This window comes from Eubacterium pyruvativorans, assembly GCF_900102225.1.
In the GTDB taxonomy this organism is placed as follows: Bacteria; Bacillota; Clostridia; order Peptostreptococcales; family Anaerovoracaceae; genus Aminicella; species Aminicella pyruvativorans.
The window spans coordinates 58,993-83,602 of record NZ_FNBF01000001.1 but is presented as its reverse complement, the minus strand read 5'-3'; the positions used below and the strand labels follow the sequence as shown (position 1 = coordinate 83,602).

Here is a 24,610-nt window from a genome sequence, read left to right as displayed (position 1 = left end):
TCCTTACTGTACCCGTTTGAAAAATTTTTCGATCTCGTATTTCGTGAACCGGATGAAGGTCGGCCGGCCGTGGGGACAACTGAACGGATTTCTGCATCGTTTCAGCTGCTCCAGAAGTGCCTCCCGTTCCGGACCGGAGAGCGTATCATGGGCTTTCACGGCACTCTTGCAGGACTTGGTAATCAGCTTGTCGATCACCACTGTGTTCCGGGGTGTTTCATTCTCGTCCAGGCTGACCATGAATTCCTTCACGAAACCTTCCGCTTCCGTCATGCTCATGAACGTGGGAATCGTATCGATCCGATAGACCCGCGGGCCGAAGGGTTCGATCCGGTATCCCATCTCCCGGAGGGGTTCCAGCCAGTCATATTCCGATGACTCCAGATCCACCGGCGCCTCCAGGATCAGAGGCAGGAGAAGCTGCTGCCCCGGCTTTTCACTGTCCAGATACTCCCCCACCAGCCGTTCATAGAACACCCGTTCATGGGCGGCGTGCTGGTCAATCATGTAGAAACTGTTTTCATCCACACAGGTGATATAGGTATCGAAAATACAGCCGGTGATGGTCAGGTCATCGAAGGAAAACGGGTGCCGTTTCTCCGGTTCCAGATCGAAGTCGTGAATGTTTTTCCACGCCGGGGCGGCCGGCTGCGGTTCCGGGCTTTCCCGCCTGGATTCAGGGCTATCCCCACGGCGCTGCTCCTGCCTGCGGGCAGCATCCTCCCGGAGTGCATCCGGAATTCTGCGATAGAGATCCTGCTCCGCCGGATCCGGCCGGAGATCCGGTTTCGGTTCGGCCGGTCCCTTCCGGCTGCTCCGGCGGCCGGAAAGATCCCGAACATCGCTCGCTTCAGAGCCGCTTCTCTCTTCCCGGACGAACATCCTCTGTTCTGTCTGTTCCCGGCGGGAGGCCAGAAGCGTCCGGAGATCTGCCTCCTCCTGAACGCCTTCCGATGTTTTTTTGTCCTGCCGGCGGAAATAATCCGATGCCTGAATCACGGCGTCATCGGTGGCCAGCGCCTGGCGGACCGCCTCGCTGATCACCCGGATCACCGGCTTGTCGTCATGGAATCGGACCTCTTTTTTGTTCGGATGAATATTCACGTCCACAGTGCCCGGGTTCGTGCGAAGGTGTAGGAACACCACCGGGAAGCGGCCCTCGAACAGCCGTTCCCGGTACCCCTGGGTCACCCCTTTTTCCATCACCCGGGAATCCACCACCCGGCCGTTGACATAATAGTACTGGTTCCGGCGGTTCGGCCGGTTGAGAGACGGACGGGAAATGCAGCCGGTCACCCGGAAGCCCTCCGCCTCCCGGTCCACCTCCACCAGATCCCGGTATTCCGAAAGCTGGTATACCGCCAGCACCGCCTGTTTCATGCTGCCATTCCCCGAGGTGGTGAAAATCGTCCGGCCGTTATTGATCATCTGGAACCGGATCCCGGGATACACCACCGACAGTTCCGAAACCAGATCGATGATCCGGGTGCTTTCTACGCCGTCTGATTTCAAAAATTCCCGGCGGGCCGGCGTATTATAGAACAGGTCCGTCACAACCATGGTGGTGCCGTCGGGACAGCCCACCGCTGATTTCTCGATCACTGTGCCGCCGTGGATCACCAGCCGGCATCCCGTTTTCCGGTCCCCCGGCTTCGTCACCAGAGTGGTCCTTGTCACCGCTGCAATGCTGGCCAGAGCCTCCCCCCGGAAACCCAGACTCTCGACAGCATCCAAATCCTCCGCCCGGGAAATTTTCGACGTGGCGTGCCGGAGGAATGCCGTCTCCGTTTCCTCCGGCTCAATGCCGCACCCGTCGTCCGTCACCCGGATGAATGTTTTTCCGCCGTTTCGGATCTCCACGGTGATGTTTTCCGCTCCGGCGTCCACCGCATTCTCCGTAAGCTCCTTCACAATGGACACCGGCCGGTCGATGACTTCTCCTGCTGCGATTTTGTCGGATACTTTTTTTGATAATACCTTGATCATATTACTGCTCCCGGATCAGTTCCTGCAGATCTTCCAGTTCCCGGATGGCCTGGGACGGTGTGAGGTTCATGAGATCCAGATTCTTCAGGCGCTCCACCGCCGGATTGATGGTCTCTGTGAACAGGGACATCTGCTGCTCCCTCGGTTCCTTTTCCCCTGCCGCTTCATCTGTCATGGCATCCCGGACTTCCTCCGTCCGGCTCTCTTCCTCCAGCCGGGCCAGTTTCGACCGGGCATTTTCCAGAAGCACCAGCGGCACCCCGGCCAGCTTCGCCACGTGGATGCCGTAACTCCGGCTGGCGGAGCCCGCCACGATTCTGTGCAGGAAAATGATATCCCCGTTCTCCTCTGACACATCCACGCTGAGGTTCCGCACGCCCTCCAGTTTCTCTTCCAGTACGGTCAGCTCATGATAATGGGTGGCGAACAGTGTCCGGATGTGCCGCTCCCGGCAGCAGAGGTACTCCACCGCCGCCCAGGCAATGGACAGACCGTCGTACGTGCTGGTGCCCCGTCCGATTTCGTCGAGAATGATCAGGCTCCGTTCCTTTGCGTTCCGCAGGATGTATGCCAGCTCACTCATTTCCACAAAAAACGTCGACTGTCCCTGGGCCAGGTTGTCCGATGCGCCGATCCGGGTGAAAATGCGGTCCACCACGCCGATTTCTGCACGCTCCGCCGGCACGAAGCACCCCACCTGGGCCATGAGGACAATCAGCGCAGTCTGCCGCATATAGGTGGATTTTCCGGACATATTCGGTCCGGTGATGATCAGCATGGAAGAATCTTTGTCATTCATTCTGGTATCATTGGAGACGAACATACCGTCCTCCGTCATCTGCTCGATCACCGGATGGCGCCCTTTGTCTATCACAATTTCCATCCCGTCATTCACCACGGGACGATTATAGTTCAGCTGGTCACTCACCGCCGCAAAGGCGTTCAGCACGTCCGTCATGGCAATGGCCCGGGAAGTGCGCTGGATCGGACCGATGAATGCCTGGATCTTTCCCCTGAGCTCCGTGAAGAGATCATATTCCAGCTGGTTGATCTTCGCCTCGGAATTCAGCACCAGGCCCTCAGTTTCCTTCAGTTCCGGGGTGACGAAACGTTCTCCGCCCACCAGGGTCTGCTTCCGGATGTAGTTGTCCGGCACCATGTCCAGATTGGAGCGGCTGACCTCGATGTAATAGCCGAAGACCTTGTTGAATCCCACCTTCAGATGACTGATGCCGGTCCGCTCCTTCTCCTGGGCTTCCAGCCCCGCAATCCATGTCTTCGCATCCCGGATGGAGAGTTCCAGCTCATCCAGCTCCTTCGAGTAGCCCGGCCGGATGATGCCTCCCTCCTTCACCGTCATCGGCGGCTCCTCCACAATCGCCCGGGTGATCATTTCCTGCACCTCGTGCAGGTCCTCCATGTCCCGGGCCAGGGTGGACAAAAGTTCACCGGGCAGACCGCTCAGACAGGCCTTTACCTCCGGCAGCACCCGCACCGAATTTCTCAGTGCAATCATGTCCTTCCCGTTGGCGTTCCCCGAAGCGATGCGTCCCGCCAGCCGCTCGAAATCGTAGACCTGTTTCAGCGCTTCGGTCAGGTCGTTCCTCGTCAGGGGGTCGTTCACCAGGGCTTCCACCGCATCCAGTCTGCGGTTGATCGCCGCCGCATCGTTCAGCGGTTCCCGGAGCATCTGTTTCATCAGCCGGGCCCCCATGGCGGTCCGGGTCCGGTCCAGCACGCCCAGAAGAGAGCCCTGTTTCTTCTTTTCGTACAGGGTCTCCGTGATTTCCAGATTGCGGATGGTGGAACGGTCCAGAGCCATGGCACTGCCGATCTCATAGAACCGGCATTCTGTGATCTGCTTCAGGTCCTGCATCTGGGTTTCCAGCAGAAAGGCCAGAAGCGTGCCCAAGGACAGGAGACAGCAGTCCCTGCCGTCCAGCCCCAGCGCCGTCAGAGAAACACTTCCGAACTGGGCACGGATGGCATCCCGGGCGGCATTCTCCGAAAAATAGGAGTCCGGCAGAACCCGGATGTACCCGCCTGTGAGATTCCCCATTTTCTTCTCGTCATGGGCATCCGCCAGGCTCTGGCTGATCAGAATTTCCTTCGGACTGATCCGGACCAGTTCATTCAGCATATCCTCGTAGAGAGCGGAGCCGTACCGTTTCTCGGTGGTGCACAGTTCACCGGTAGAGATGTCGCAGTACGTGACGGACATACCGTTCTGGTCCAGATAAGCCGCAGCCAGATAATTATTTTCCCGCTCGTTCAGCACGGCTTCCGATGTGACCGTACCGGGCGTCACGACCCGGATCACCCCCCGTTTCACCATACCCTTCGTGTGGGCGGGATCTTCCAGCTGTTCACAGACTGCCACCTTGTATCCCATCTCCACCAGCTTCACGATATAGGTGTCCGCCGCATGAAATGGAATCCCGCACATCGGGGCTTTCTCTTCCAGTCCGCAGGCCTTCCCGGTCAGGGTCAGCTCCAGCAGACGGGAGACAAGGATCGCATCATCGAAGAACATTTCATAGAAGTCCCCCAGACGGAAGAACAGTATGCTGTCCGGGTATTCTTCATGGATGTCCATGTACTGCTGCATCATCGGTGATAATTTCATAACTTCGTCAGTGCCTTTCTTCCAAAAAACCGGCGGCAGAGCATCCGCTCCGCCGCCGCTTCCTTCTTCTGTATTTTCCCTCTACGGATTACTTCGCCTTCTTCGCCTTGTAAGCTTCCAGACCCAGTCCGATCAGCTCTGCCGCTCTCTTCAGATCTTCCTTCTTCAGGATGTAAGCGATTCTGATCTCATCCTTTCCGATGTTCGGTGTGGCATAGAATCCGCTGGCCGGTGCGAACATAACGGTCTCGCCGTTATCGTCGAACTCTGTCAGCAGGAACATCAGGAAGTCTTCCGCATCCTCTACCGGCAGTTTCACTGTCATGTAGAATGCACCGCCCGGCTTCTTGCAGACGACGCCAGGAATCTTCATCAGTGCTTCGTGGATCGTATCTCTTCTGGAGCAGTACTCTTCGTTAACTGCCTTATAGTAAGAATCATCTACCGTGTAGAGCGCTGCTGCGCCGACCTGGTCGATGGTGGAGGAGCACAGTCTGCCCTGCGCCATCTTCATGATGCCGCTCATGAACTCTTCGTTCTTGGAAACGATGCAGCCGATACGGGCACCGCAGGCAGAGAATCTCTTGGATACGGAGTCTACAACGATGACTCTGTCCGCATATTCCGGCAGCTGCAGGAAGGACGCCAGCTTGCGGCCGTCGTATACGAATTCTCTGTATACTTCGTCTGCCAGAACCCACAGGTCATGATCCTTCGCAAATTCGCAGATCACCTTCATGTCTTCCAGGGTCAGAACGTTACCGGTCGGGTTGCCCGGTGTGATGCATGCGATCGCCTTCGTGTTCGGCGTGAGGCTCTTCTCCAGCAGCTCTCTCTTCGCATATACATATCCGTCCTCCGCACTGGTTGTGATCGGCGCAACGCTGCCGCCTGCTTCCAGAGCGAAGGTGTTATAGTTCGTGTAGAACGGCTCGGCCATCATAACCTGGTCGCCGTCATTCAGCATATTCAGGAAAGCCAGCAGAAGCGCTTCAGAACCGCCTGTGGTGACGATGATGTCCTTTCTCTCCAGCTCTGCGCCGATCTTTCCGAAATATTTAATAATCGCATCCTGCAGTTCCGGAAGACCGCCTGACTCACCGTAAGCGATAACCTTCGGCTGGTATGCTCTGATGGCATCCATGAATGCGGCTGGTGTCTCGATATCCGGCTGGCCGATGTTCAGGTGGTAAACCTTCTTCCCGGCTTCCTGGGCCGCAATGGCAATCGGATTGAATTTCCGGATCGGTGAGAACTGCATTTTCTGTACTCTTTTCGAAAGCTCCATTTCTAAACTCCTTTCTTTCGAAGAACAACAGACTCCTCTTACACACTGATATTACAGATTCTGGGCTTCCGCCACAACATTCTTAATACCAGTTAAATTATATCTCAAATCCGCATCTTTTCCAACACAGTTTTCTGAATAACCTTTCATGAGATACATAAGAAATTCTACATTCCCTTTCGCACCCTTCACCGGAGAGCAGGTGAGACCCAGAGGTGTGAACCCGTTGTCCGCCGCATACCCTGCGGCCTTCCGGATCACTTCCTCGTGAACCGCCGGATCCCGGACAACCCCTTTCGTGTTTCGCATCTCTTCTTTTCCGGCCTCGAACTGGGGCTTCACCAGACACACCAGCCGGCCCTGATCCTTCAGCACTTTTTTTGCCACCGGCAGAATCAGTTTCAGGGAAATGAAGGAAACGTCGATGCTGACGAAATCCACCGGTTCCCCGATGCGCTCCGGCTCCAGATACCGGACATTGCATTTCTCAATGTTGATGACCCGGGGATCGGTCCGGAGTTTCCAGGCCAGCTGTCCGTACCCCACATCCACCGCATACACTTTCTTCGCACCGTTCTGCAGCATACAGTCCGTGAATCCGCCGGTGGAGGCCCCGATGTCCATGCAGGTCAGGCCGGTCAGATCAATGCCGAAGGATTCAATGGATTTCTCCAGCTTGTATCCGCCCCGGCTCACATAAGGACAGACATCTTCTTTTACATCGATCTCCGCCTCCACGTCGATTTTCGTTCCGGCCTTGTCACTCCGCTGTCCGTCCACGAATACCGTGCCGGCCATGATGGACGCCTTCGCCCTTTCCCGGGATTCGAAGAATCCACGTTCGACCAGCAGCACGTCCAGCCGCTCTTTCTTCCCTGCCATCCGCCTCTAATCTTCCTTTCTGTTATCTTCCCGGATCCGTTCCGCCACTCCCGCAGCATCCAGTCCGTATTTCTGATATAAATCCGCCGGGGCACCCTGTTCGATGAACCGGTCCGGCCAGCCGAACCCGGTCACCTTCCAGAAAGCCGGCGTATGTGCCTTCATATACTGTCCGTACCCGCCGGTGAGAACGCCGTCCTCCAGCGTGTAGATCCGCTTCGTATTCCGGGGCAGCAGGCTCAGATCCAGCGGTTTCACGGATTTCACGCTGACCAGACCCAGGGAAATCCCCTGCTCCTCCAGGATCCGGCAGACCTCCCGGCCGGTGTCCAGCATGGCGCCCACCGCCCACAGGTCCCCGTCTTTTCCCGAACGGATCCGTACATTTCCGCCGCTGTACACCCGGTGCTCCTCCGGATCGATCCGGCAGTTTCCTCTGGGATACCGGATCGCCGTCGGATGGGAACAGGAAGCCGCCGCTTCCACCATTGCCTCCAGATCATTTCCGTCCGCAGGGGCGAAAATCCTCATATTCGGCATCGGGAGCAGGTATGCGAGGTCGAAGACACCGTGATGGGTCTCCCCGTCTGCTCCCACAATGCCGGCCCGGTCAATGCCGAAAACCACCGGCAGATCCTGAAGACACACGTCCTCCAGAATCTGGTCATACGCCCGCTGCAGGAAGGTGGAATAGATTGCGGCGAACGGCTTCTTCCCGGCCTTTGCCAGCCCCGCACTGAATGTCACAGCGTGGGCCTCTGCGATTCCCACGTCGAAGAATCGCTTCGGGAAACGCCGGGAGAATTCACCGAAACCGGTGGCGCTGCCCATGGCAGCGGTAATGGCGCAGATTCCGCTGTCCCGCTCCGCCAGGGAGAGAACGGTTTTCCCGAAGACCCCGGACCAGCCGGTGCCTCCGGCGGAAAGGGGCCGGCCGGTGTCAATGTCGAAAGGGCCGATTCCGTGGAACTTGTCCGGATTCTGCTCCGCATTGCGGTAGCCCTTCCCCTTCTTCGTCACAACGTGAACCAGCACCGGTCCCGGCACACTGGCAGCCTGCCGGAGGACCTGAATATCCTCACCGATGTCATTGCCGTCCACCGGTCCCAGGTAGGTGAAGCCCAGCTCCTCGAACATGATTCCGCCGGAAATCAGGGCATACTTCATCCATTCCTTGGTGTCGGAAATGGTGTGGGAGAGATTCTTTCCCACTACCGGAATGCCGGAAATAACCTTCTTCGTGTTCTTCTTCAGACTGCGGTAGCGGCTGCTGGTCCGAAGCTTGTTGAGATGCTTCGACACACCGCCGATGTTCTTGGAGATCGACATGCCGTTATCGTTCAGCACGATAATCACATGGGACCCGGACGCCCCCACATTGTTCATGGCCTCATAGACCATTCCGCCGGTGAGCGCCCCGTCTCCGATGACTGCCACCACTTCCTCCGTGCCACAGTCGATGTCTCTGGCCGCCGCATATCCTGCCGCCGCCGAGATCGAAGTGCTGGAATGCCCGGTGTCGAATGCGTCGTGTTCACTCTCCGAGGCCTTCGGGAATCCGCTCATCCCGCCGGTCTGCCGGAGATGATCGAATCCGGAGGCCCGGCCGGTCAGAATCTTGTGCACATACGCCTGATGGCCCACGTCCCAGATAATCCGGTCCTTCGGACTGTTGAACACCCGGTGCAGCGCAATCGTCAGCTCCACCACCCCCAGATTGGAGGCCAGATGACCGCCGGTGACCGACACCTTCTCCAGCAGGAAATCCCGGATCTGGTAAGAGAGCAGCTCCAGTTCCGCCCGGTTCATTTTCTTCAGATCCTTCGGAAAATCATAGTCTTCTATCTTCTGATGCATCATGATTGCCTCATTTCGTGCGTTTTTCCAGTTTCCGGACCAGAATCCGGAAGAAGTCGCCAGAGCTGCCCCACTTCTCCAGTGCAGATACCGCATCTTCCGTCAGTTCGTGGAGACGGCTCCGGGATGCCTCCATTCCGTACATGGAAACCCAGGTCAGCTTGTCATTCTGCGCATCCTGTCCCACAGACTTGCCCAGGGTTTTCTCATCTCCCACCACGTCCAGAATATCATCTGCCACCTGGAACGCCATACCCAGATCATAGGCATATCGTTCCATGTCATTCTGCAGTGCCTCTTCCGCATCCCCCAGGAACAGCCCGGCCCGGATGGCGCCGATGATCATGGCTGCCGTCTTGTTCTCATGAATGAAGGTCAGAAGCGGCGCAGAAGGCCGCTCGCTTTCGGAAGCCAGGTCAGCGGTCTGTCCCGCCACCATGCCCCGGACGCCTGCTCCCCGGGCGATGGCATCCGCCGCCCGGACCCGGCGCCGGAGGGCCTCCGGGTCCTGCTGATGGGCCAGCATATCCCCCAGCATGATCTCGAAAGCGGCGGACAGAAGTCCGTCTCCCGCCAGTGTCGCCATGCCTGCTCCATATACCATGTGATTCGTGGGTCTTCCCCGCCGGAGAGCATCATCGTCCATGGCCGGCAGGTCATCGTGAATCAGCGAGTAGGTGTGAATGAATTCGATCGCCGACGCATAAGGCAGTGCTTCTTCCGCAGTCCCGCCTGCCATTTCCGCCGCCGCCAGCAGCATCACCGGACGGATCCGTTTCCCGCCGCTGAGCAGACTGTATTTCATGGATTCCTCCAGGGTTTCCGCATAGGCGCCGATGGCGGGCATCGGATCGGTCAGATGCTGTTCCGTCAACGCCAGATATTCTTCGAATGTTCTCATGTCATTTCCTTCTTCCTGCGCCGGTCCCTTCCGGCTGTTCTCCGCCTTCCGGATTCTACCGGTCTGTTTCTTCCGGCCCGATGCGGTACGTTTCGATCTGCTGCTTCGCATCATGAAGAATATCGGTACAGATCCGGTAGTAATGCATACCCTCTTCATAGCAGCGGATGGATTCCTCCAGACCGGTGGACGGATCCTGCATCCGGTCCGCCAGTTCCTTCAGTTTCTGATAAGCGGTTTCGAAGCGCCCGCCGTCCTTCTCCGGTTTCTTCCCGGCGGCTTCTTCCCGGCCGTCCGTTTCGATCATCATCTGTTCACTCATTATTTCGCTCCTGTTCTGACCGGCTTTCCGGCTGTCCGGCGCTGCCCGGCGCCGCCTCCGCTACCTGCTCTAAAGCCTCCGGCAAATCAATGCGAAGGGCTTTCATCTCTGCGCTTCCCCTCGCCAGCCGGACCCGGTAGACCCCGCCGGTCTGAAGCTCTCCGGCATCCGTCATCACCCGGCCCGCTTCGTCCTCCAGAATCGAATACCCGTTCTCCAGAATCTTCCGGGGATCATTGAGCTCCAGCTGCATGCGGAGCTTTTCCACGTCTTTCTGTCTCCGGTCAATCCGGTTCTCCAGCGCACTTCGCATGGACCGGATCAGATTGTCGATGCGGAGTTCCTGAAACATCACCCCGTTGTCCAGCTGCCGTTCAATCAGACTCCGCCGCTTTTCCAATTCCTCTTCCAGCTGGTCCAGATCCGGAACGGCGATGACCGCCGCTTTCGTCGGCGTCTCCGCCCGGACATCAGCCGCCATGTCCGAAATGGTGAAGTCAATCTCGTGCCCCACCGCAGAAATCACGGGAATCTCCGACCCATAGATGGCCCGGGCGACCACTTCCTCATTGAACGCCCACAGATCCTCCGGGGAACCGCCGCCCCGGCCCACAATCAGCACATCCAGATACGGGAATTTCTCGTTGGCTGTGCGGATGGCCCGGGCAATCTGCCCCGCTGCGGCATCCCCCTGCACCAGAACCGGAAACACTGTCACGCTCACGTGATTATTCCGGGGCTTGATATTCTTCATCATATCCCGGATCGCCGCCCCGGTCTCCGAAGTGACAATCCCGATGTGATCCGGAAAAAACGGCAGCGGCTTCTTCTTCGCCGGGTCGAACAGACCCTCGGCGCTCAGTTTCTGCTTCATCTCCTCGAAGGCCAGCTGCAGACTGCCTGCTCCCTCCGTCTCCAGGCTGCGGACATAGAGGGAGTAGGATCCCCCCTTCTGATAGACACTGACAGAACCGACGATGGTCACTTCCATTCCGTCTGCCACCCGGAACCGAAGATCCGCAGCCAGTTCCCGGTTCAGAAAACAATTCACCCGGGCCCGGGCATCCACCAGAGAGAAATACACGTGACCGCTCTGATGATATTTCACCCCGGAAGTCTCCCCCTTCACTGTCACATTCCCCAGCAGCGGGTCCGTCACCAGCACCCGGGAAATATACTCATTCAGCTGTGATACGCTGATCGGTTTCAGCGGCATATCTCTTCCCTCCCAGCAATGCTGTTCCCACGGCGTTGTCCGGTGCCATCTCCGGTCGTCCGAAACAGATCCGGGGAATCTTCCTGTCCCTGCCTGCCCGGCGTTTCAGTTCTTCTTCCAGGTGCTGCCGGATCCATGTGCTGGAACTGACGCCGCCGGCAAAAAGAAATGCGTCTGCGTTCGTCTCTTCTGCAATCTGCAGCGTCATCACTGCAATGGCCCGGGTAATGCGGCGGAAAAGCAGACGGATCAGCGCCGTTTCCTTCGCCGGGTCGCCGGCCGCTTCCTTCGCCAGCCGGGACGCCTGGGTCTCCAGCCCGGAGAGATTGCAGAATCCGCCCCGGACCCGGACGCCGGTCAGTGCACTGTCCGGGATTCCTTCCCCGGCTGCCCGGGTGAAAGGAACGGACTCCCGTTTTTCTTTGTCTGATGCCAGCCGGTCCATCTCCTCCCCGCAGGGGAAATGCATGCCCAGGGTTACGCCCACCCGGTCCAGCACCTGGCCGAAAGCGATGTCCTTCGTTCCTCCCACGATCCGGTACCGGTCCCTCGGCTCAGTGCAGTCCTGATCCGCCAGTACGGCTTCCGTTGTCCCGCCGGAGAAATGAAAACACACGAACCGGGGGCAGTCCTGCAGCACTGTGCCGTGCCGGGCCGCCTCGATATGTCCCTCCTGATGGGAGCATTCATACAGCGGCACCCCCAGGGACGAAGCCGCCGCTTCCGCCGCCAGTTTTCCAGCCAGAAAAACCGGCATATAGGATCCCTCCACCGGCCGGGGACGGGTGGATACGGAAACCGCCGTAACCCGTCCCTCCGGATGAGCGGCCCGGGCCTCCCCGAACAGTTCCCGCAGCATTCCCGGAAGGGCGTTCAGATGCTGAAAGAGCGCGTCCTGCTGTCTCAGTCCCCGCTCTCCCTGCTTCACTTCCAGAAACCGCCTCCGGTCTCCGATCACGCTGCCGGACACCGTAGTCAGCGCTGCGGAAGTCTTATAATTGCTTGTGTCAATACCCAGAATCCATTTTTGTTCCACGATTACTGCTGTCCTTTCGATGCCGCAATATTTCCGAGGATGGCGTTGATGAATTTCGGGGCGTTGTCGGTACCGTATTTCTTCGCCAGATCCACAGCCTCGTTGATGGCTACAGCATCCGGAACTTCTTCCATATAAAGGATCTCGAAGGTTGCCAGACGCAGAATGGCCAGATCGGTCTTCGCCATGCGGCGGACAGACCAGCGGCGGCTGAATGCGGAAATCTGTTCGTCAGCCTTCTCCCGTTCCGTGCAGTACAGGGAATACAGTGTCTTCGCATATTCCTCCTGCTCATTCAGATGGGCCGCCTGTTTCAGATAATGAGCCGCATTTTCGGGATCCTCTTCCCCTGCGATATCCATCTGATAGAGGACTTTCATCATAAATTCTCTGGCATCAGTTCTGTTCATGCTTTTCTATCCTTTCTTCCTGCTCGCCCTCGGAAGCTTCCGTTTCTCCGGGCATGTCCACACCCTGCACATGGATGTTAATCTCCTTCAGATGCACGCCGCAGCGGCTCATGCAGGCCTCCCGCACCCGGGTCTGGGCATCCCAGGATACCTGCGGAATATTATAACCGTAAATCACACTGAGATACAGATCTGCCGTCAAATTTCTTCCGCTTTCAGACAAACGGATTCCCCGGGATTTCGCACCGGGCCAGGAAATGCTCTCCGTGATGGTCTCTGTCAGCCGGGGGATCATCCGACTGACACCCTTCGTTCCCAGGGCCGCCTTTTCCACAGTTTCCATAATCAGCTCCCGGTCCGGTTCCGCCGGCGTCATATTCTTCGTCGATTCCGTGCTCATGGTTATTTCTCTTCTTCGTCTTCTTCCGATTGTTCCGCCGGCGTCAAAATCTCGAATTTCACCTTTTCGATCCGCCGCTCCTGGACGGACAGGATCGTGAAACGGTATCCCTCCGACTCGATGGTCCGGTTGACATACCCGTCCTTCGGGATTTCGCCGATCAGATCGATAATGTATCCGCCAATGGTTTCGCTGTTCTCCGACTCCAGCCCGCTGCCGGTTTCTTCGTTCAGATCGTCCAGGGATACAGTGCCGTCCACCAGATAGGTATTCTGGTCGATCTTCGTGATGACATCCTCCGCCTCATCATATTCGTCGCTGATGTCCCCCACAATTTCCTCGATAATGTCCTCCATGGTGACAATCCCGCTGAATCCGCCGTATTCATCAATCAGCACGGCGATGTGCTGATTTGCCTGCTGCAGCTCCATGAACAGAGAGGCGATCTTCTTCGTCTCCGGCACGAAAATCGGTTCCCGCAGAATATCCCGGATTTCCACGTTTTCGAATCCCACAGATACCGCTTTCATCATGTAATCCTTGATGTTCAAAATGCCGATGATGTTATCCGATTCATCTTCACATACCGGGACACGGGAATACCGGAGTTCCAGAAATTCGTCCATGTACTCCGAAGGTTCGTCACTGAGGTCGATCATGAACACATCCGTCCGGGGGGTCATGATTTCATAGGCCAGTTCATCGTCAAAACGAAAGATACTGCCGATCATCCGACGGCCCTCTTCCATGATGGCACCGCTCTCCTGTCCTTCTTCCAGCATGGACATCACATCTTCCTCGGAGAATTCCGACTCGTCCACGTTCGTGTCCTGGCGGAAAATCCGAAGGAACAGATTCGCCGCCAGAGAGAGAAGGGCTGTTACCGGCAGCAGCAGTCCGTCCAGAATGGTCTGCATACCGATGAACTTCAGAGAAAGAGACTCACTGTGCTGCCGTCCGATCTTGAACGGAAACAAAAAACCAAAGGCCACGTAGCACGCCAGGTAGATCACCAGCAGCAGGCTTCTGCGCCACAGGATTTCCGATGCGGCTGCATTCCAGATCAGCAGAGTTCCTGCCGCCGTGAATGCGGTGATCAGGAGACGGTTCGTCAGCTTCGACCGGGTCGGCCGGTCCAGCAGGCGGGCGAGTTTCTCCGCCTTTCCCTTGGAATTTCCTTCTTCTTCCGTCAGTTTCTGTTTCAGCTTGCTCCGGCTGACGGATTCCATGGCGCTCTCGTCCAGCACGATGATCCCGTTCAGGATCAGCAGCAGACAGGCAGAAAGTGTCATATACAACGGTATGTCCATTTACTATCCTTCCTTCTTTCTGAGAATGTATCCCGGCTTCACCGGCTCCGCCATGTGCATGGCCAGAATCTGCTGGGCGTGGGGAGCGGATTCCAGTTTCTCTCCGCTTTCCCAGTCCGCCAGGTCGGTGATTGTCATCGGGAAGAAACTGATGTCCGGACCGAACACTTCAATATGGTCTCCCACATTCATCTTGTTTCTCTGCTCCACTTTCGCAATTCCGGTCTCTTCATTATATGACAGAACCTTGCCGATAAAACTGTATTCTTTCGTATACCGGCTGGTTCGGTAATTCTGTTCCTCATGGCCCGGCTTTCCGTAATAGAACCCGGTGGTGAATTCCCGGTGGCTGGCTTTCAAAAGTTCCTCCATCCACTCTTCCCGGAACACATAATTATCCGGATCCTCGTAATATGCATCGATGGCCTGACGGTATGCGTGAACCACCGTGGCCACATAGAAAATGCTCTTCATCCGGCCTTCGATCTTCGCACTGTCAATGCCGGCATGGACCAGGTCCGGAATATGCCGGATCATGCAGAGGTCCTTGGAATTCATGATGTAGGAACCCCGGTCATCTTCCTCGATGGGAAAGAATTCTCCCGGCCGTTTTTCTTCCACCAGGGAGTACCGGTAACGGCAGGGATGGGCGCACATGCCCCGGTTGGAATCTCTTCCGGTCATAAAATTACTGAGCAGACACCGTCCCGAGTAGGAAATGCACATGGCGCCGTGTACGAAAGCTTCCAGCTCCACGTCCTGGGGAAGATGATCCCGCACACTCCGGATTTCTTCCAAAGAAAGTTCCCTGGCCATCACCAGACGCTTCACGCCGGCGGATGCCCAGAACGCACCGGTTCTCCAGTTGGTCAGATTCGCCTGGGTGGAGAGATGGATCTCTGCGTCCGGAATCGTTTCCCGCACCATGGCAATGATCCCCGGATCCGCAATCAGGAAGGCATCGATGTCCAGATCCCGGATCTGCCGGAGATAATCATACAGCGGATCGATGTCCTCGTTGTGGGCGTATATATTGATGGTCAGGTAGCAGCGCTTCCCCCGTTCATGGGCATATGCCAGCCCCTCCTTCATTTCTTCCAGGTTCAGATTTCCGGCACCTGCCCGGAGGGAGAACATCTCTCCGCCGAAGTAAACCGCATCCGCCCCATAGCGGATGGCAGTCTTCAGTTTTTCTAAGTCGCCGGCCGGTGCCAGCAGTTCAATCTTCTTCATTTCAGTCATTACTATCCTTCTGTATTGTCTGTATTCTCTTCCCGTCCCGCTCCATTCCGCCCTCCTGCTCCGGATGATACACAGAAGCGGCCAGTCCGTCTCCCACCGCCATTAACGCAGAAGTGAACTGCGGGTCCCGGAAAATATACTCCACATAATCCCGCATTTTCCGGATATTCGCCTCATGCTTGTCCTTCGGATCGAAATCCGCCGAAAGGGTCATGCCATGCTGAAAAATATTATCGGAAACAATCAGCGCCCCCGGCCGGCAGACGGTGAGCGCCGCATCCAGAAAGCGCCGGTAGTGGCTCTTCGAAGCGTCCAGAAATACGAAGTCCACGTCCCGGAGCCCTTCGTCCCGGAGCTTTTCGGTCACTTCCTGGCCGTCCCCCAGCCGGAAATGGACCCGGTCCGAAAGCCCGGCCCGCCGGATGTTCCGCTCCGCTGCACGGAACGTATTCTCGTCGTACTCTGCGGACCACACATGGGCGCCGGGACATTTCCAGGCAAAAAACGAGGCGCTGTATCCGATCGCCCCGCCGATCTCCAGGATCTTCGAGGGCCTGATCAGCTCCAGCAGCAGCGCCAGAACCTGCTCTGTTTCCTTCAGGATAATCGGAACACGGGCGGATTCTCCCAGCCGGCGAAACGGAAGCAGGCGGTCATCGACCGCCTCATACTTCCCGTTAATAAACTCTGTCACCCGCACATCAATCAGATCCATACCGGCCTACTTCTTCGATACCGCACTGTGGTATTTACTGGAATTCTTCAGGAACGTGGCGTAATCCTCCGAGAACACGGAAGAGCCGTCCAGCTTGTCGCTGACAACGAAATACAGGTACTTCGTTTTCGCCGGATGGAGCGCCGCACGGATCGACTGCGCTCCCGGGCTGCAGATCGGCGAAGGCGGAAGCCCGGCGTTCTTGTATGTATTGAACTTCGAATCCACCTTCAGATCGTCATAGAGAATCTTATCCGGATTCTTTCCCCGCAGCTTCAGCACATACTGTACAGTGGAATCCATCTGCAGCGGCATGTTCTTCTTCAGCCGGTTGTAAATCACGCTGGCGATCTTCGGCTTGTCCTTCTCATTTCCGCTCTCTCGTTCGATGATGGAAGCGATGGTCAGAATCTCCTGTTCACTGTACCCCATTCCCTTCGCTCTGGCACGGTCGGCGTCGGTGAAAGTCCGCTGATATCCCTTCAGCATCGTGCGGACGATCTCTTCTTCCCCGGCGTTGAGCGGGACGGTATAGGTATCCGGGAACAGATAGCCTTCCAGCCTGTTCTTTCCCTTCTGGGCATTCTTCAGGAACGGGAATTCACCGGAGAAATCCTTCGTCTGCACCACCTGAACGAATTTCTTCCGGTTCACCAGACCTTCTTTCGCCAGTTTCTTCGCCACCTCGTATTCATTGTATCCTTCCGGAATCGTGAAACGTTCTGTGGTGACCTTTCCCTCGGCGATGATTCCGGCAATTTCATTCATGCTCATAGACGGAGAAAGGGAGTATGTGCCCGCCTGGAAACTGGCGCCCAGATGCTTCAGCTTCGAGTAGAGCCGGAATGTCTTCGCCGAACGGATCAATCCCTTGCCGGCCAGCGTCCTGCCGATACTGTCTGTGGTGGACCCGGAAGGCACTTCCACCACCACCGTTTTCCGGTCAGAACGGTTCACCGGGCCGGTCATCATCTGGAAATGAACCACACATCCGCCCGCCAGTGCGATGATCACCAAGAGGATGATCAGCAGACCGGCGTGTCCTTTTTTTTGTTTTTTTCTCCTGTAATCGCTCATAAATACCCCCTGCAGAGCAGAAGGGGCTGCCGCGGCCCGTCCGGCGTCTGTCCGCCGGGCGGGCGACGATCCCCGCCCGCAGGCGGGGCGCAGCAGCCCCTTCCTCGTTTTCCAAATTATTCCTTGGATCTTCCGAGATACTCACCGGTTCTCGTGTCAATCTGAATCTTCTCGCCCTCTTCAATGAAGATCGGAACCTGAACCACCGTTCCGGTTTCCACGGTAGCAGCCTTCGTCACGTTCGTAGCCGTATCTCCCTTCACACCCGGTTCGGTCTCTGTGACAACCAGGTCAACGAAGTTCGCAGCGTCCACTTCGAACGGCTTGCCCTCGTAGAAGCGGATCGTAACCTCGTCATTTTCTCTGATCCACTTGATTGCATCTTCCACTTCTTCGTAACCCAGCGGAATCTGCTCGAAAGTCTCCTCGTCCATGAAGTAATACAGCTCTCCGTCGTTGTACAGATACTGCATCGTCTTCGTGTCAATATGGGCCTGGTTGAACTTCTCACTCGGGTTGAACGCTTCTTCTCTCGTCGCTCCCGTAATGATGTTTCTGTACTTCGTTCTGACAAACGCAGCACCCTTACCCGGCTTGACATGCTGGAAATCGAGAACTACATGTGGTTCTCCGTTCAGTTCGAAAGTCATGCCCTTTCTGAAATCGCCTGCTGTAATCATTGGTATCGTCTCACTTTCCTTATTCATTACAAGCTGGAAGGACCGGGAAGTCCCCCTGCAGCCATCTTCCGTAATACATCAACACATTATATCAGATTTTCATCAAGTTGCCAATATCAACTGTTTCACCGATAATCTTCACCACATCGCTCATCATCAGAGTGAAACGCATGGCGTTCTGCAGATACTGGGCTGCCTGCGGATTCGTCATGAGGACAGCGGAAAGCTGCTGGAGCTGCTGCATCATTTCCTGATCCGGCCCCTCCCCCATCATCTGTTTCGCCTGCATCTTCATCTGCAGCTGCTGAAATTCCTGCACCATCTTGGCCGTGCCCGGGTCCTGGTCAATGACCTTCTGCATCTCATGAAACTGCCGGTATTCCTCCGACTCTTCAATGGCCCGCTTCAGATTGTGCGCTTCTTCATATACATTCATTCTTCTGCTCCTCTGCGTGTATTCTTCCTGCCCGTTCCGTACACACTCAACTCTGCTACACGTCCAGGAAAATCGGCAGAATCAGCGGGCTTCTCCGGGATTTACTGAAAATAAATTTCCTCATATCATCCCGCACGTCGTTTTTCAGCTTCGACCAGTCCTGGAACCCGCCGGCCAGACTGTGCTGGATCGACTGGGCAGCCTTCTTACGCAGACTTTCGATCAGGTCTTCGTTCTCCTTCACATAGACGAATCCCCGGGATACGATTTCCGGTCCGGAAACAAGACGGGCCTTCTTCGTGTCCACCGCAGCCGTCACAATAATCAATCCCGATTCCGAAAGGAGTTTTCTGTCCTTCAGAACAATGCTTCCGATATCGCCCACGCCCAGACCGTCCACCATGACGTCCTCGGCACTGACGACGCTCTTGAACTTCACCGCCCGGCGCTTGTCCACCGTCAGCTGATCGCCGTTGCTCAGTACGAAAATATTGTCTTTCTTCATGCCCAGACTCATGGCCAGCTGTTCATGCATGATCAGATGCCGGTGCTCACCGTGGGCCGGCATGAAGAACTTCGGACGGATCAGCGAGTGCATCAGTTTCAGGTCTTCCTGACAGGCGTGACCGGAAACATGGATGTTTGCATTTCCGTTGTAAATGACATTGACCTCTTTCTCGTAAAGCTTGTTCACGACCCGGGACACGGACTTTTCATTGCCCGGAACCGGAGAGGAGGAAAGGATGACTGTGTCCCCCTTCTTCAGCTTGATATTGCGGTGAACATCCTCTGCCATCCTGGCCAGCGCCGACAAAGGTTCCCCCTGGCTGCCGGTCGTAATAATGGTCAGCTCCTCATCCGGGATATTCCGGATATCCTTCAGTTCCACCATGGATCCGGAAGGGAATTTCAGATATCCCAGTTCCACCGCCAGACCCACAACATTTTCCATACTCCGGCCGGATACAGCGAATTTCCGTCCGTTCTTCACCGAGAGTTCGATAATCTTCTGGATCCGGTTCACGTTGGAGGAGAATGTGGCAATGATAATCCGGTTCTTCGCTTCCTGGAAAATACCGGACAGCGTTTCCCCCACAACCCGCTCCGACGGCGTATAGCCCGCCCGGAGTACGTTCGTGCTGTCACAGAGCATCAGATCCACGCCGGCGTCACCGATTTCTCCCAGTCTGCCGAAATCGATCGGATCATTGTCCACCGGCGTATAGTCGATCTTGAAGTCGCCGGTATGGAAAATCTTTGCTGCCGGCGTCTCCACCAGATACGCCACCGAGTCTGCCACCGAGTGGGTGGTGTGGATCGCCTCCACGTGAAAATCTCCCAGGTTGAAGGTGTCTCCCGCATGGATGGTGCGCAGATCCCCCTTGATGCCGTGTTCTTCCAGTTTATTCCGGATGAGCCCCACCGACAGTCTGGTACCGTATACCGGCACGCTGATCTGCTTCAGAAGGTACGGCACACCGCCGATATGGTCCTCATGGCCGTGGGTGATCACAACCCCCCGCACTTTCTTGGCATTTTCAATCAGATAAGTGAAGTCCGGGATGACCACATCCACACCGTACATGTCGTCTTCCGGGAAGGACATGCCGCAGTCGATGACCATGATCTGGTCCTTGTACTCCAGTGCGGTACAGTTCTTTCCGATTTCGTCCAGACCGCCCAGCGGAATGACTTTCACGTTCTCCGCCTTCGGCCGGGCTTTCCGGCTTCTGGCCTGCTGGCTGCTGTTTTTCGGCTGCTGCGGCCGGTGCTGCGGCCGGGACTTATGCTGTTTTTCTACCAGTCCCAGTTCTCTTCCCACCTTCTCCGCCGTGGATTCCGGCATGGTACGGGAGATGAGATCTCTGGAATGATGGAATTTTCCCCCGGCGTTCTTCCGCTTCTGGACCTCCCCGCCCCGAGGATGTCCCGGAAGCGGTGCCGCCGCTTTCAGATTCCGGTTATTTCTTCCGTTTGGTTTCGTCTGATGAAGGGACCTGGAGCCTGCTGCCGGCAGCTCCCTCTGTTTCCCTTCCGTTCCCGGAGCGGCGTTTTTCTTTCCGCCCGCTGCTCCGTTCTTTCTGTTTCCGTTTCGGGACTGATTCCCTCTGGCTGCGCCATTCTGGCGGCCCCGGCCGACATTCCCGGAGACATTTCTCCGGGATGCCTTCTCTGCCGCGCCGCTGCTTGTGTTTCCTTGTCTCATTATACCCTTTCTTACTTAACAACGAAGTTGACAAGTTTTCCAGGGACAGCGATTGTCTTCACAATATTCGCTCCGTCCAGCAGTTCCTGAACCCGCGGATCCGCCTTCACCGCTTCTGCCAGCTCTTCCCGGGACAGCCCTGCATCAACGTCCAGCTTATGCTTCAGCTTTCCGTTGATCTGCACAATGACCTCTGCCGTATCCAGCTTCAGAGCGGCTTCATCGCAAACCGGCCACGGATGATGATCCAGTGTGCCTTCTCTGCCCATACTCTGCCAGAGTTCCTCGCAGATATGCGGTGCAAACGGGGACAGCAGTACCACTACCTGGCTCACTGCTTCTCCGTACAGACCGCTGTTTACCTGATCCGAACCGTTCACCTTGTACAGATGGTTGACGAGTTCCATGATCGAACTGATCGCAGTATTGAATGCAAATCTTCCGTCGATATCGTCCGTCACCTTCTTGATGGTTCTGTTCAGAATGTGATTCAGTTCCTTGTCTTCTTTCGTTTTGATTTCTACCGTCTTCTTCTCTGTGCCGTTCGTTTCAACATAATCATAAACGAGACGCCATACACGGTTGAGGAAACGGTAGCTCCCCTCAACACCCTCGTCAGACCAGTTCAGTTCCTTCTCCGGCGGCGCCGCAAACATGATGAACAGTCTTGCGGTATCCGCACCGTACTTCTTCAGGATCTCTTCCGGGCTGACGACATTTCCGACAGACTTCGACATTTTCTTGAATACACCGTTTTCGTCTGCCTTGTTGACCATGCCCTGTGTCAGCAGATTCTCAAACGGTTCATCCTGGCTGGTGAGTCCCAGATCATGCAGAACCATCATGAAGAACCGTGCGTACAGCAGGTGCAGGATCGCATGTTCTACACCGCCGATGTACTGGTCCACATTCATCCAGTAATCCGCTTTTTCTTTGTTGAACGCTTCCTGATCATTCTTCGGATCCGTATACCGGAGATAATACCAGGAAGAGTCCAGGAAAGTATCCATCGTGTCCACTTCCCGTCTCGCCTTTCTGCCGCAGCGCGGACAGGTGCATTCCGTGAATGTGGCAGAAGTTGTGATCGGGGATTCTCCCTTTCCGGTAAACTCCACGTCCGTCGGCAGCAGGACCGGAAGGTTTTCTTCCTTCTCCGGAACCCAGCCGCATTCGTCACAGTGGATCATCGGAATCGGCGTACCCCAGTAGCGCTGTCTGGAAATGAGCCAGTCCCGCAGCTTGTAGTTCACCGTTTTCTTGCCGATGCCCCGTTCTTCCAGCCACTCAATCATCTTTTCGATGGCATCCCGGTTGTTCATACCGTCGAACTGTCCGGAATGAATCATCGTTCCCTCAGCGGCGAATGCCTTCGTCAGATGATTCACATCAATTTCCGGATCATCCGTATCCACAACCGGAATGATGTCCAGGCCGAACTTCTCTGCGAACTCGAAGTCTCTCTGGTCATGGGCCGGTACCGCCATGATGGCTCCGGTACCGTAGCTGATCAGTACATAATCTGAGATCCAGATCGGGATCTTCTTCCCATTGACCGGATTGATGGCATACTGACCGATGAATTCACCGGTCTTCTCTCTCGTGGTGGAAGTACGGTCAATATCACTGACTTTCATACATTCTTCAATGTACTCCGTGACCGGTTTCTCATACACCGTGCCCTTCACCAGGTCCCTGACATAAGGGTGCTCCGGCGCCAGAACCATATAAGTCGCACCGAAGAGCGTATCCGCTCTCGTTGTGAATACGGTCAGCGTCTTGTCCGTGCCGTCAATTTTGAAGTCCACGTTGGCGCCCACGGATCTGCCGATCCAGTTCTTCTGCATGACTTTCACCTTGTTCGGCCAGCCCGGCAGATCATCCAGATTGTTCAGCAGTCTGTCTGCGTAGTCTGTGATCTTCAGATACCACTGCGAAAGACTTTTCTTCGTCACCGGTGTCTTACAGCGCTCACACTTTCCGTCAACAACCTGTTCATTGGCCAGAACGGTCTGACAGCTCGGGCACCAGTTTACGAGATTTTCTTTTTTATATGCAAGACCTTTATTGTAGAACTGAATAAAGATCCACTGCATCCACTTGTAATACTCCGGGCTGCAGGTCTGAACCTCCCGGTCCCAGTCGTAGGAGAAGCCCAATCGGCGGAGTTCCGCTTCCATTTCATGAATGTTGTCCCAGGTCCATTCTGCCGGCGGAATATTGTGTTTAATCGCCGCATTCTCCGCAGGAAGACCGAAAGAGTCGAAGCCGATGCAGTGCAGGACATTGTATCCCTGCATCGTCTTGAACCGGGCAATGACGTCCGCAATGGAATAGTTGCGGACATGACCCATGTGCAGCTTGCCGGAAGGGTACGGGAACATCTCCAGGTCATAATACTTCTTCTTGGAAGGATCCTCTGTGACCCGGAACGTCTTGTTCTCTTCCCAGTATTTCTGCCATTTTTTTTCGATCTCACTGAACTGATATCTTTCTTCCATGATTATTCTTCTCCCTCCAGGTCCAGAGGCACCTGCTCACAGTCACCCCATACACTTTCCAGATTATACTTCTCCCGCATTCCCTTCGTGAAGACGTTGACGACGATATCGCCGAAGTCCAGCAGAATCCATCCGGTGTTATGCCAGCCTTCGCTGCCCCGGAGCTCCTGTCCCAGTTCTGCGAACCGGTCCTCCACATTGTCTGCCAGTGCTTCCGTCTGACGGTCCGATCCGCCTTCTGCAATAACGATGTAGTCAGCGAAGGAAGACTTTCCGGTCACATTCAGCGCGATGATATTCTCGCCCCGACGTTCGTCCAGTGCCTTCGCCGCTTCCTTTACGAGAGTCAAATTATCCATCTTCGTACTCATGATCCTTTCTTCGTAATATTCCTTCGCCCGCAGCGTATCCTCGTCCAGCGGACTCGCCTGCTCCCGCACATACGTCACGGTCCGGGCCAGGGAGAACAGGCACGCTTCGTCCAAGTCCCGGAATGCCAGTTCCCGGAGTTTCTCCACGCCGGGATAGTCCCTGTTCGGCTCACAAGCATCCGCCAGATAGAGAATCTGTTCCAGCACCGACATACCCGGTCTTCCCGTGGTGTGGAACCGGACTGCGTTCAGCAGATCCGGATCCCTGAAGCCCAGTTCCCGCTCCATGAAAGCGGCCGCCACCTTGGAATGCGCCAGATTCCGGTTCCCCAGATAACGGTCTCCCAGTCCGTAACGCCGGACCAGGTCGTCCAGATCCCGCTCCTTGAACATGTCGTGATAGAGTGCCGCGATTTCCGCCTTCTCCGGATCCGCCCCGAATTTCTCCGCCATGCGGATGGCTGTTTCCCGCACACCCCGGATGTGCTTCCGCCGTTTCTCTGAGATGTGCTTCTTCAGGAAATCTTCAATGTATAATTTCCGTTCTGTATAATCCTTGTTCAATAATATACCTTTCAACTGATTCCGGCACCAGACCTTTCAGGGAAAGGCCCTCCGATGCCCGCTTTCTGATTTCCGTAGAGGAGATATCCAGCTCCGGATTATGAATCCGGAGGATCCTCGCACCATACCTGCTGCGGTAGAACGCCAGTTTTTCTTCCCACTCCTCCGTCCGGTACCCCGGGCGGGGCGCCAGGATGAAATGCTGCGCCCGAAGCAGTTCTTCTCCCCGGTACCAGGTATCCAGCTGCAAAAAAGAATCGGTCCCCACGATAAACCAGTATGTCACGTCAGGATGTTCCATTTCCAGGTAGTTCAGTGTATCGATCGTATAGGAAACCCTGTCGTCTGTAATTTCCCGATCCGAAACCGCCAGTTTCGGATCGGTTGCCGCCGCCAGCCTGACCATGGCCAGTCGGTGAACGTCCGCCGTTTTCGTTTTGCCCACCTTGAAAGGGCTCACCCGGGCCGGCATCAACAGAACCTTCTCCAGATCCGCCTCCCGGAGCGCCGCCGTTGCAATGGCGAGATGCCCCAGGTGGACCGGATCAAAGCTGCCGCCCAGAATGCCTATGTTCTGACCTGCCATG

The 24,610-nt window shown here is 56.0% G+C and carries 21 protein-coding genes; all 21 read right to left on the bottom strand.

Going from position 1 to position 24,610, the window contains the following annotated elements; translation table 11 throughout:
- Positions 1-3 precede the first annotated feature (3 nt).
- The gene (gene mutL / locus BLQ24_RS00435; RefSeq protein ID WP_090161442.1) at positions 4-1,986 is read right to left on the bottom strand and encodes a DNA mismatch repair endonuclease MutL; all 1,983 of its coding nucleotides are present in this window, start codon (positions 1,984-1,986) and stop codon (positions 4-6) included.
- 1 nt (position 1,987) lies between these two features.
- A complete protein-coding gene (gene mutS, locus BLQ24_RS00430; RefSeq protein WP_090161439.1) occupies positions 1,988-4,612 on the bottom strand; it encodes a DNA mismatch repair protein MutS in 2,625 nt (874 codons plus the stop codon).
- 88 nt (positions 4,613-4,700) lie between these two features.
- Positions 4,701-5,900, bottom strand: coding sequence for a pyridoxal phosphate-dependent aminotransferase (locus BLQ24_RS00425; RefSeq protein WP_090161436.1), 1,200 nt, complete (start codon positions 5,898-5,900; stop codon positions 4,701-4,703).
- Between the two features lie 51 nt (positions 5,901-5,951).
- A complete protein-coding gene (locus BLQ24_RS00420; RefSeq protein ID WP_090161432.1) occupies positions 5,952-6,782 on the bottom strand; it encodes a TlyA family RNA methyltransferase in 831 nt (276 codons plus the stop codon).
- A gap of 6 nt (positions 6,783-6,788) precedes the next feature.
- The gene (gene dxs / locus BLQ24_RS00415; RefSeq protein ID WP_242869533.1) at positions 6,789-8,642 is read right to left on the bottom strand and encodes a 1-deoxy-D-xylulose-5-phosphate synthase; all 1,854 of its coding nucleotides are present in this window, start codon (positions 8,640-8,642) and stop codon (positions 6,789-6,791) included.
- A 7-nt stretch (positions 8,643-8,649) separates the two neighbouring features.
- Entirely contained in the window at positions 8,650-9,540 is an 891-nt protein-coding gene (locus tag BLQ24_RS00410) for a polyprenyl synthetase family protein (RefSeq protein WP_090161429.1), read from the bottom strand.
- A gap of 55 nt (positions 9,541-9,595) precedes the next feature.
- Positions 9,596-9,862, bottom strand: coding sequence for an exodeoxyribonuclease VII small subunit (xseB, locus tag BLQ24_RS00405; RefSeq protein ID WP_090161425.1), 267 nt, complete (start codon positions 9,860-9,862; stop codon positions 9,596-9,598).
- Positions 9,855-11,078, bottom strand: a complete 1,224-nt coding sequence (gene xseA, locus BLQ24_RS00400) for an exodeoxyribonuclease VII large subunit (RefSeq protein WP_090161422.1) — start codon at positions 11,076-11,078, stop codon at positions 9,855-9,857. Before xseA ends, xseB begins: the two co-directional genes overlap by 8 nt.
- Positions 11,041-12,114 carry a tRNA (adenosine(37)-N6)-threonylcarbamoyltransferase complex transferase subunit TsaD gene (locus BLQ24_RS00395; protein WP_143004212.1) on the bottom strand — a complete coding sequence of 358 codons (1,074 nt, stop codon included), beginning with the start codon at positions 12,112-12,114 and terminating at the stop codon, positions 11,041-11,043. Before BLQ24_RS00395 ends, xseA begins: the two co-directional genes overlap by 38 nt.
- A 2-nt stretch (positions 12,115-12,116) precedes the next feature.
- On the bottom strand, positions 12,117-12,524 hold the full coding sequence (nusB, locus tag BLQ24_RS00390; RefSeq protein WP_090161420.1) for a transcription antitermination factor NusB: 408 nt from the start codon (positions 12,522-12,524) through the stop codon (positions 12,117-12,119).
- Entirely contained in the window at positions 12,511-12,924 is a 414-nt protein-coding gene (locus BLQ24_RS00385; protein WP_090161417.1) for an Asp23/Gls24 family envelope stress response protein, read from the bottom strand. The genes nusB and BLQ24_RS00385 overlap by 14 nt, the downstream gene beginning before the upstream one ends.
- A gap of 2 nt (positions 12,925-12,926) precedes the next feature.
- Entirely contained in the window at positions 12,927-14,234 is a 1,308-nt protein-coding gene (locus BLQ24_RS00380; protein WP_090161414.1) for a hemolysin family protein, read from the bottom strand.
- A gap of 3 nt (positions 14,235-14,237) precedes the next feature.
- Entirely contained in the window at positions 14,238-15,467 is a 1,230-nt protein-coding gene (locus BLQ24_RS00375) for a peptidase U32 family protein (protein WP_090161700.1), read from the bottom strand.
- 1 nt (position 15,468) lies between these two features.
- The gene (locus tag BLQ24_RS00370) at positions 15,469-16,191 is read right to left on the bottom strand and encodes an O-methyltransferase (protein WP_090161411.1); all 723 of its coding nucleotides are present in this window, start codon (positions 16,189-16,191) and stop codon (positions 15,469-15,471) included.
- A gap of 6 nt (positions 16,192-16,197) precedes the next feature.
- Entirely contained in the window at positions 16,198-17,268 is a 1,071-nt protein-coding gene (gene mltG / locus BLQ24_RS00365) for an endolytic transglycosylase MltG (protein ID WP_090161408.1), read from the bottom strand.
- Between the two features lie 116 nt (positions 17,269-17,384).
- Positions 17,385-17,948, bottom strand: coding sequence for an elongation factor P (gene efp / locus BLQ24_RS00360; RefSeq protein WP_090161405.1), 564 nt, complete (start codon positions 17,946-17,948; stop codon positions 17,385-17,387).
- A 91-nt stretch (positions 17,949-18,039) separates the two neighbouring features.
- Positions 18,040-18,384 carry a YlbF/YmcA family competence regulator gene (locus BLQ24_RS00355; protein ID WP_090161402.1) on the bottom strand — a complete coding sequence of 115 codons (345 nt, stop codon included), beginning with the start codon at positions 18,382-18,384 and terminating at the stop codon, positions 18,040-18,042.
- 55 nt (positions 18,385-18,439) lie between these two features.
- Positions 18,440-20,230: a ribonuclease J gene (locus tag BLQ24_RS00350; protein ID WP_090161697.1), complete on the bottom strand. Its 1,791-nt coding sequence runs from the start codon at positions 20,228-20,230 to the stop codon at positions 18,440-18,442.
- A gap of 371 nt (positions 20,231-20,601) precedes the next feature.
- Positions 20,602-23,088, bottom strand: a complete 2,487-nt coding sequence (leuS, locus tag BLQ24_RS00345) for a leucine--tRNA ligase (protein ID WP_090161399.1) — start codon at positions 23,086-23,088, stop codon at positions 20,602-20,604.
- Positions 23,089-23,090: 2 nt separating this feature from the next.
- Positions 23,091-24,023, bottom strand: coding sequence for a bis(5'-nucleosyl)-tetraphosphatase (symmetrical) YqeK (gene yqeK / locus BLQ24_RS00340; RefSeq protein WP_173558698.1), 933 nt, complete (start codon positions 24,021-24,023; stop codon positions 23,091-23,093).
- Entirely contained in the window at positions 23,986-24,609 is a 624-nt protein-coding gene (gene nadD, locus BLQ24_RS00335) for a nicotinate (nicotinamide) nucleotide adenylyltransferase (RefSeq protein WP_090161393.1), read from the bottom strand. Before nadD ends, yqeK begins: the two co-directional genes overlap by 38 nt.
- Between the last annotated feature and the right edge of the window lies 1 nt (position 24,610).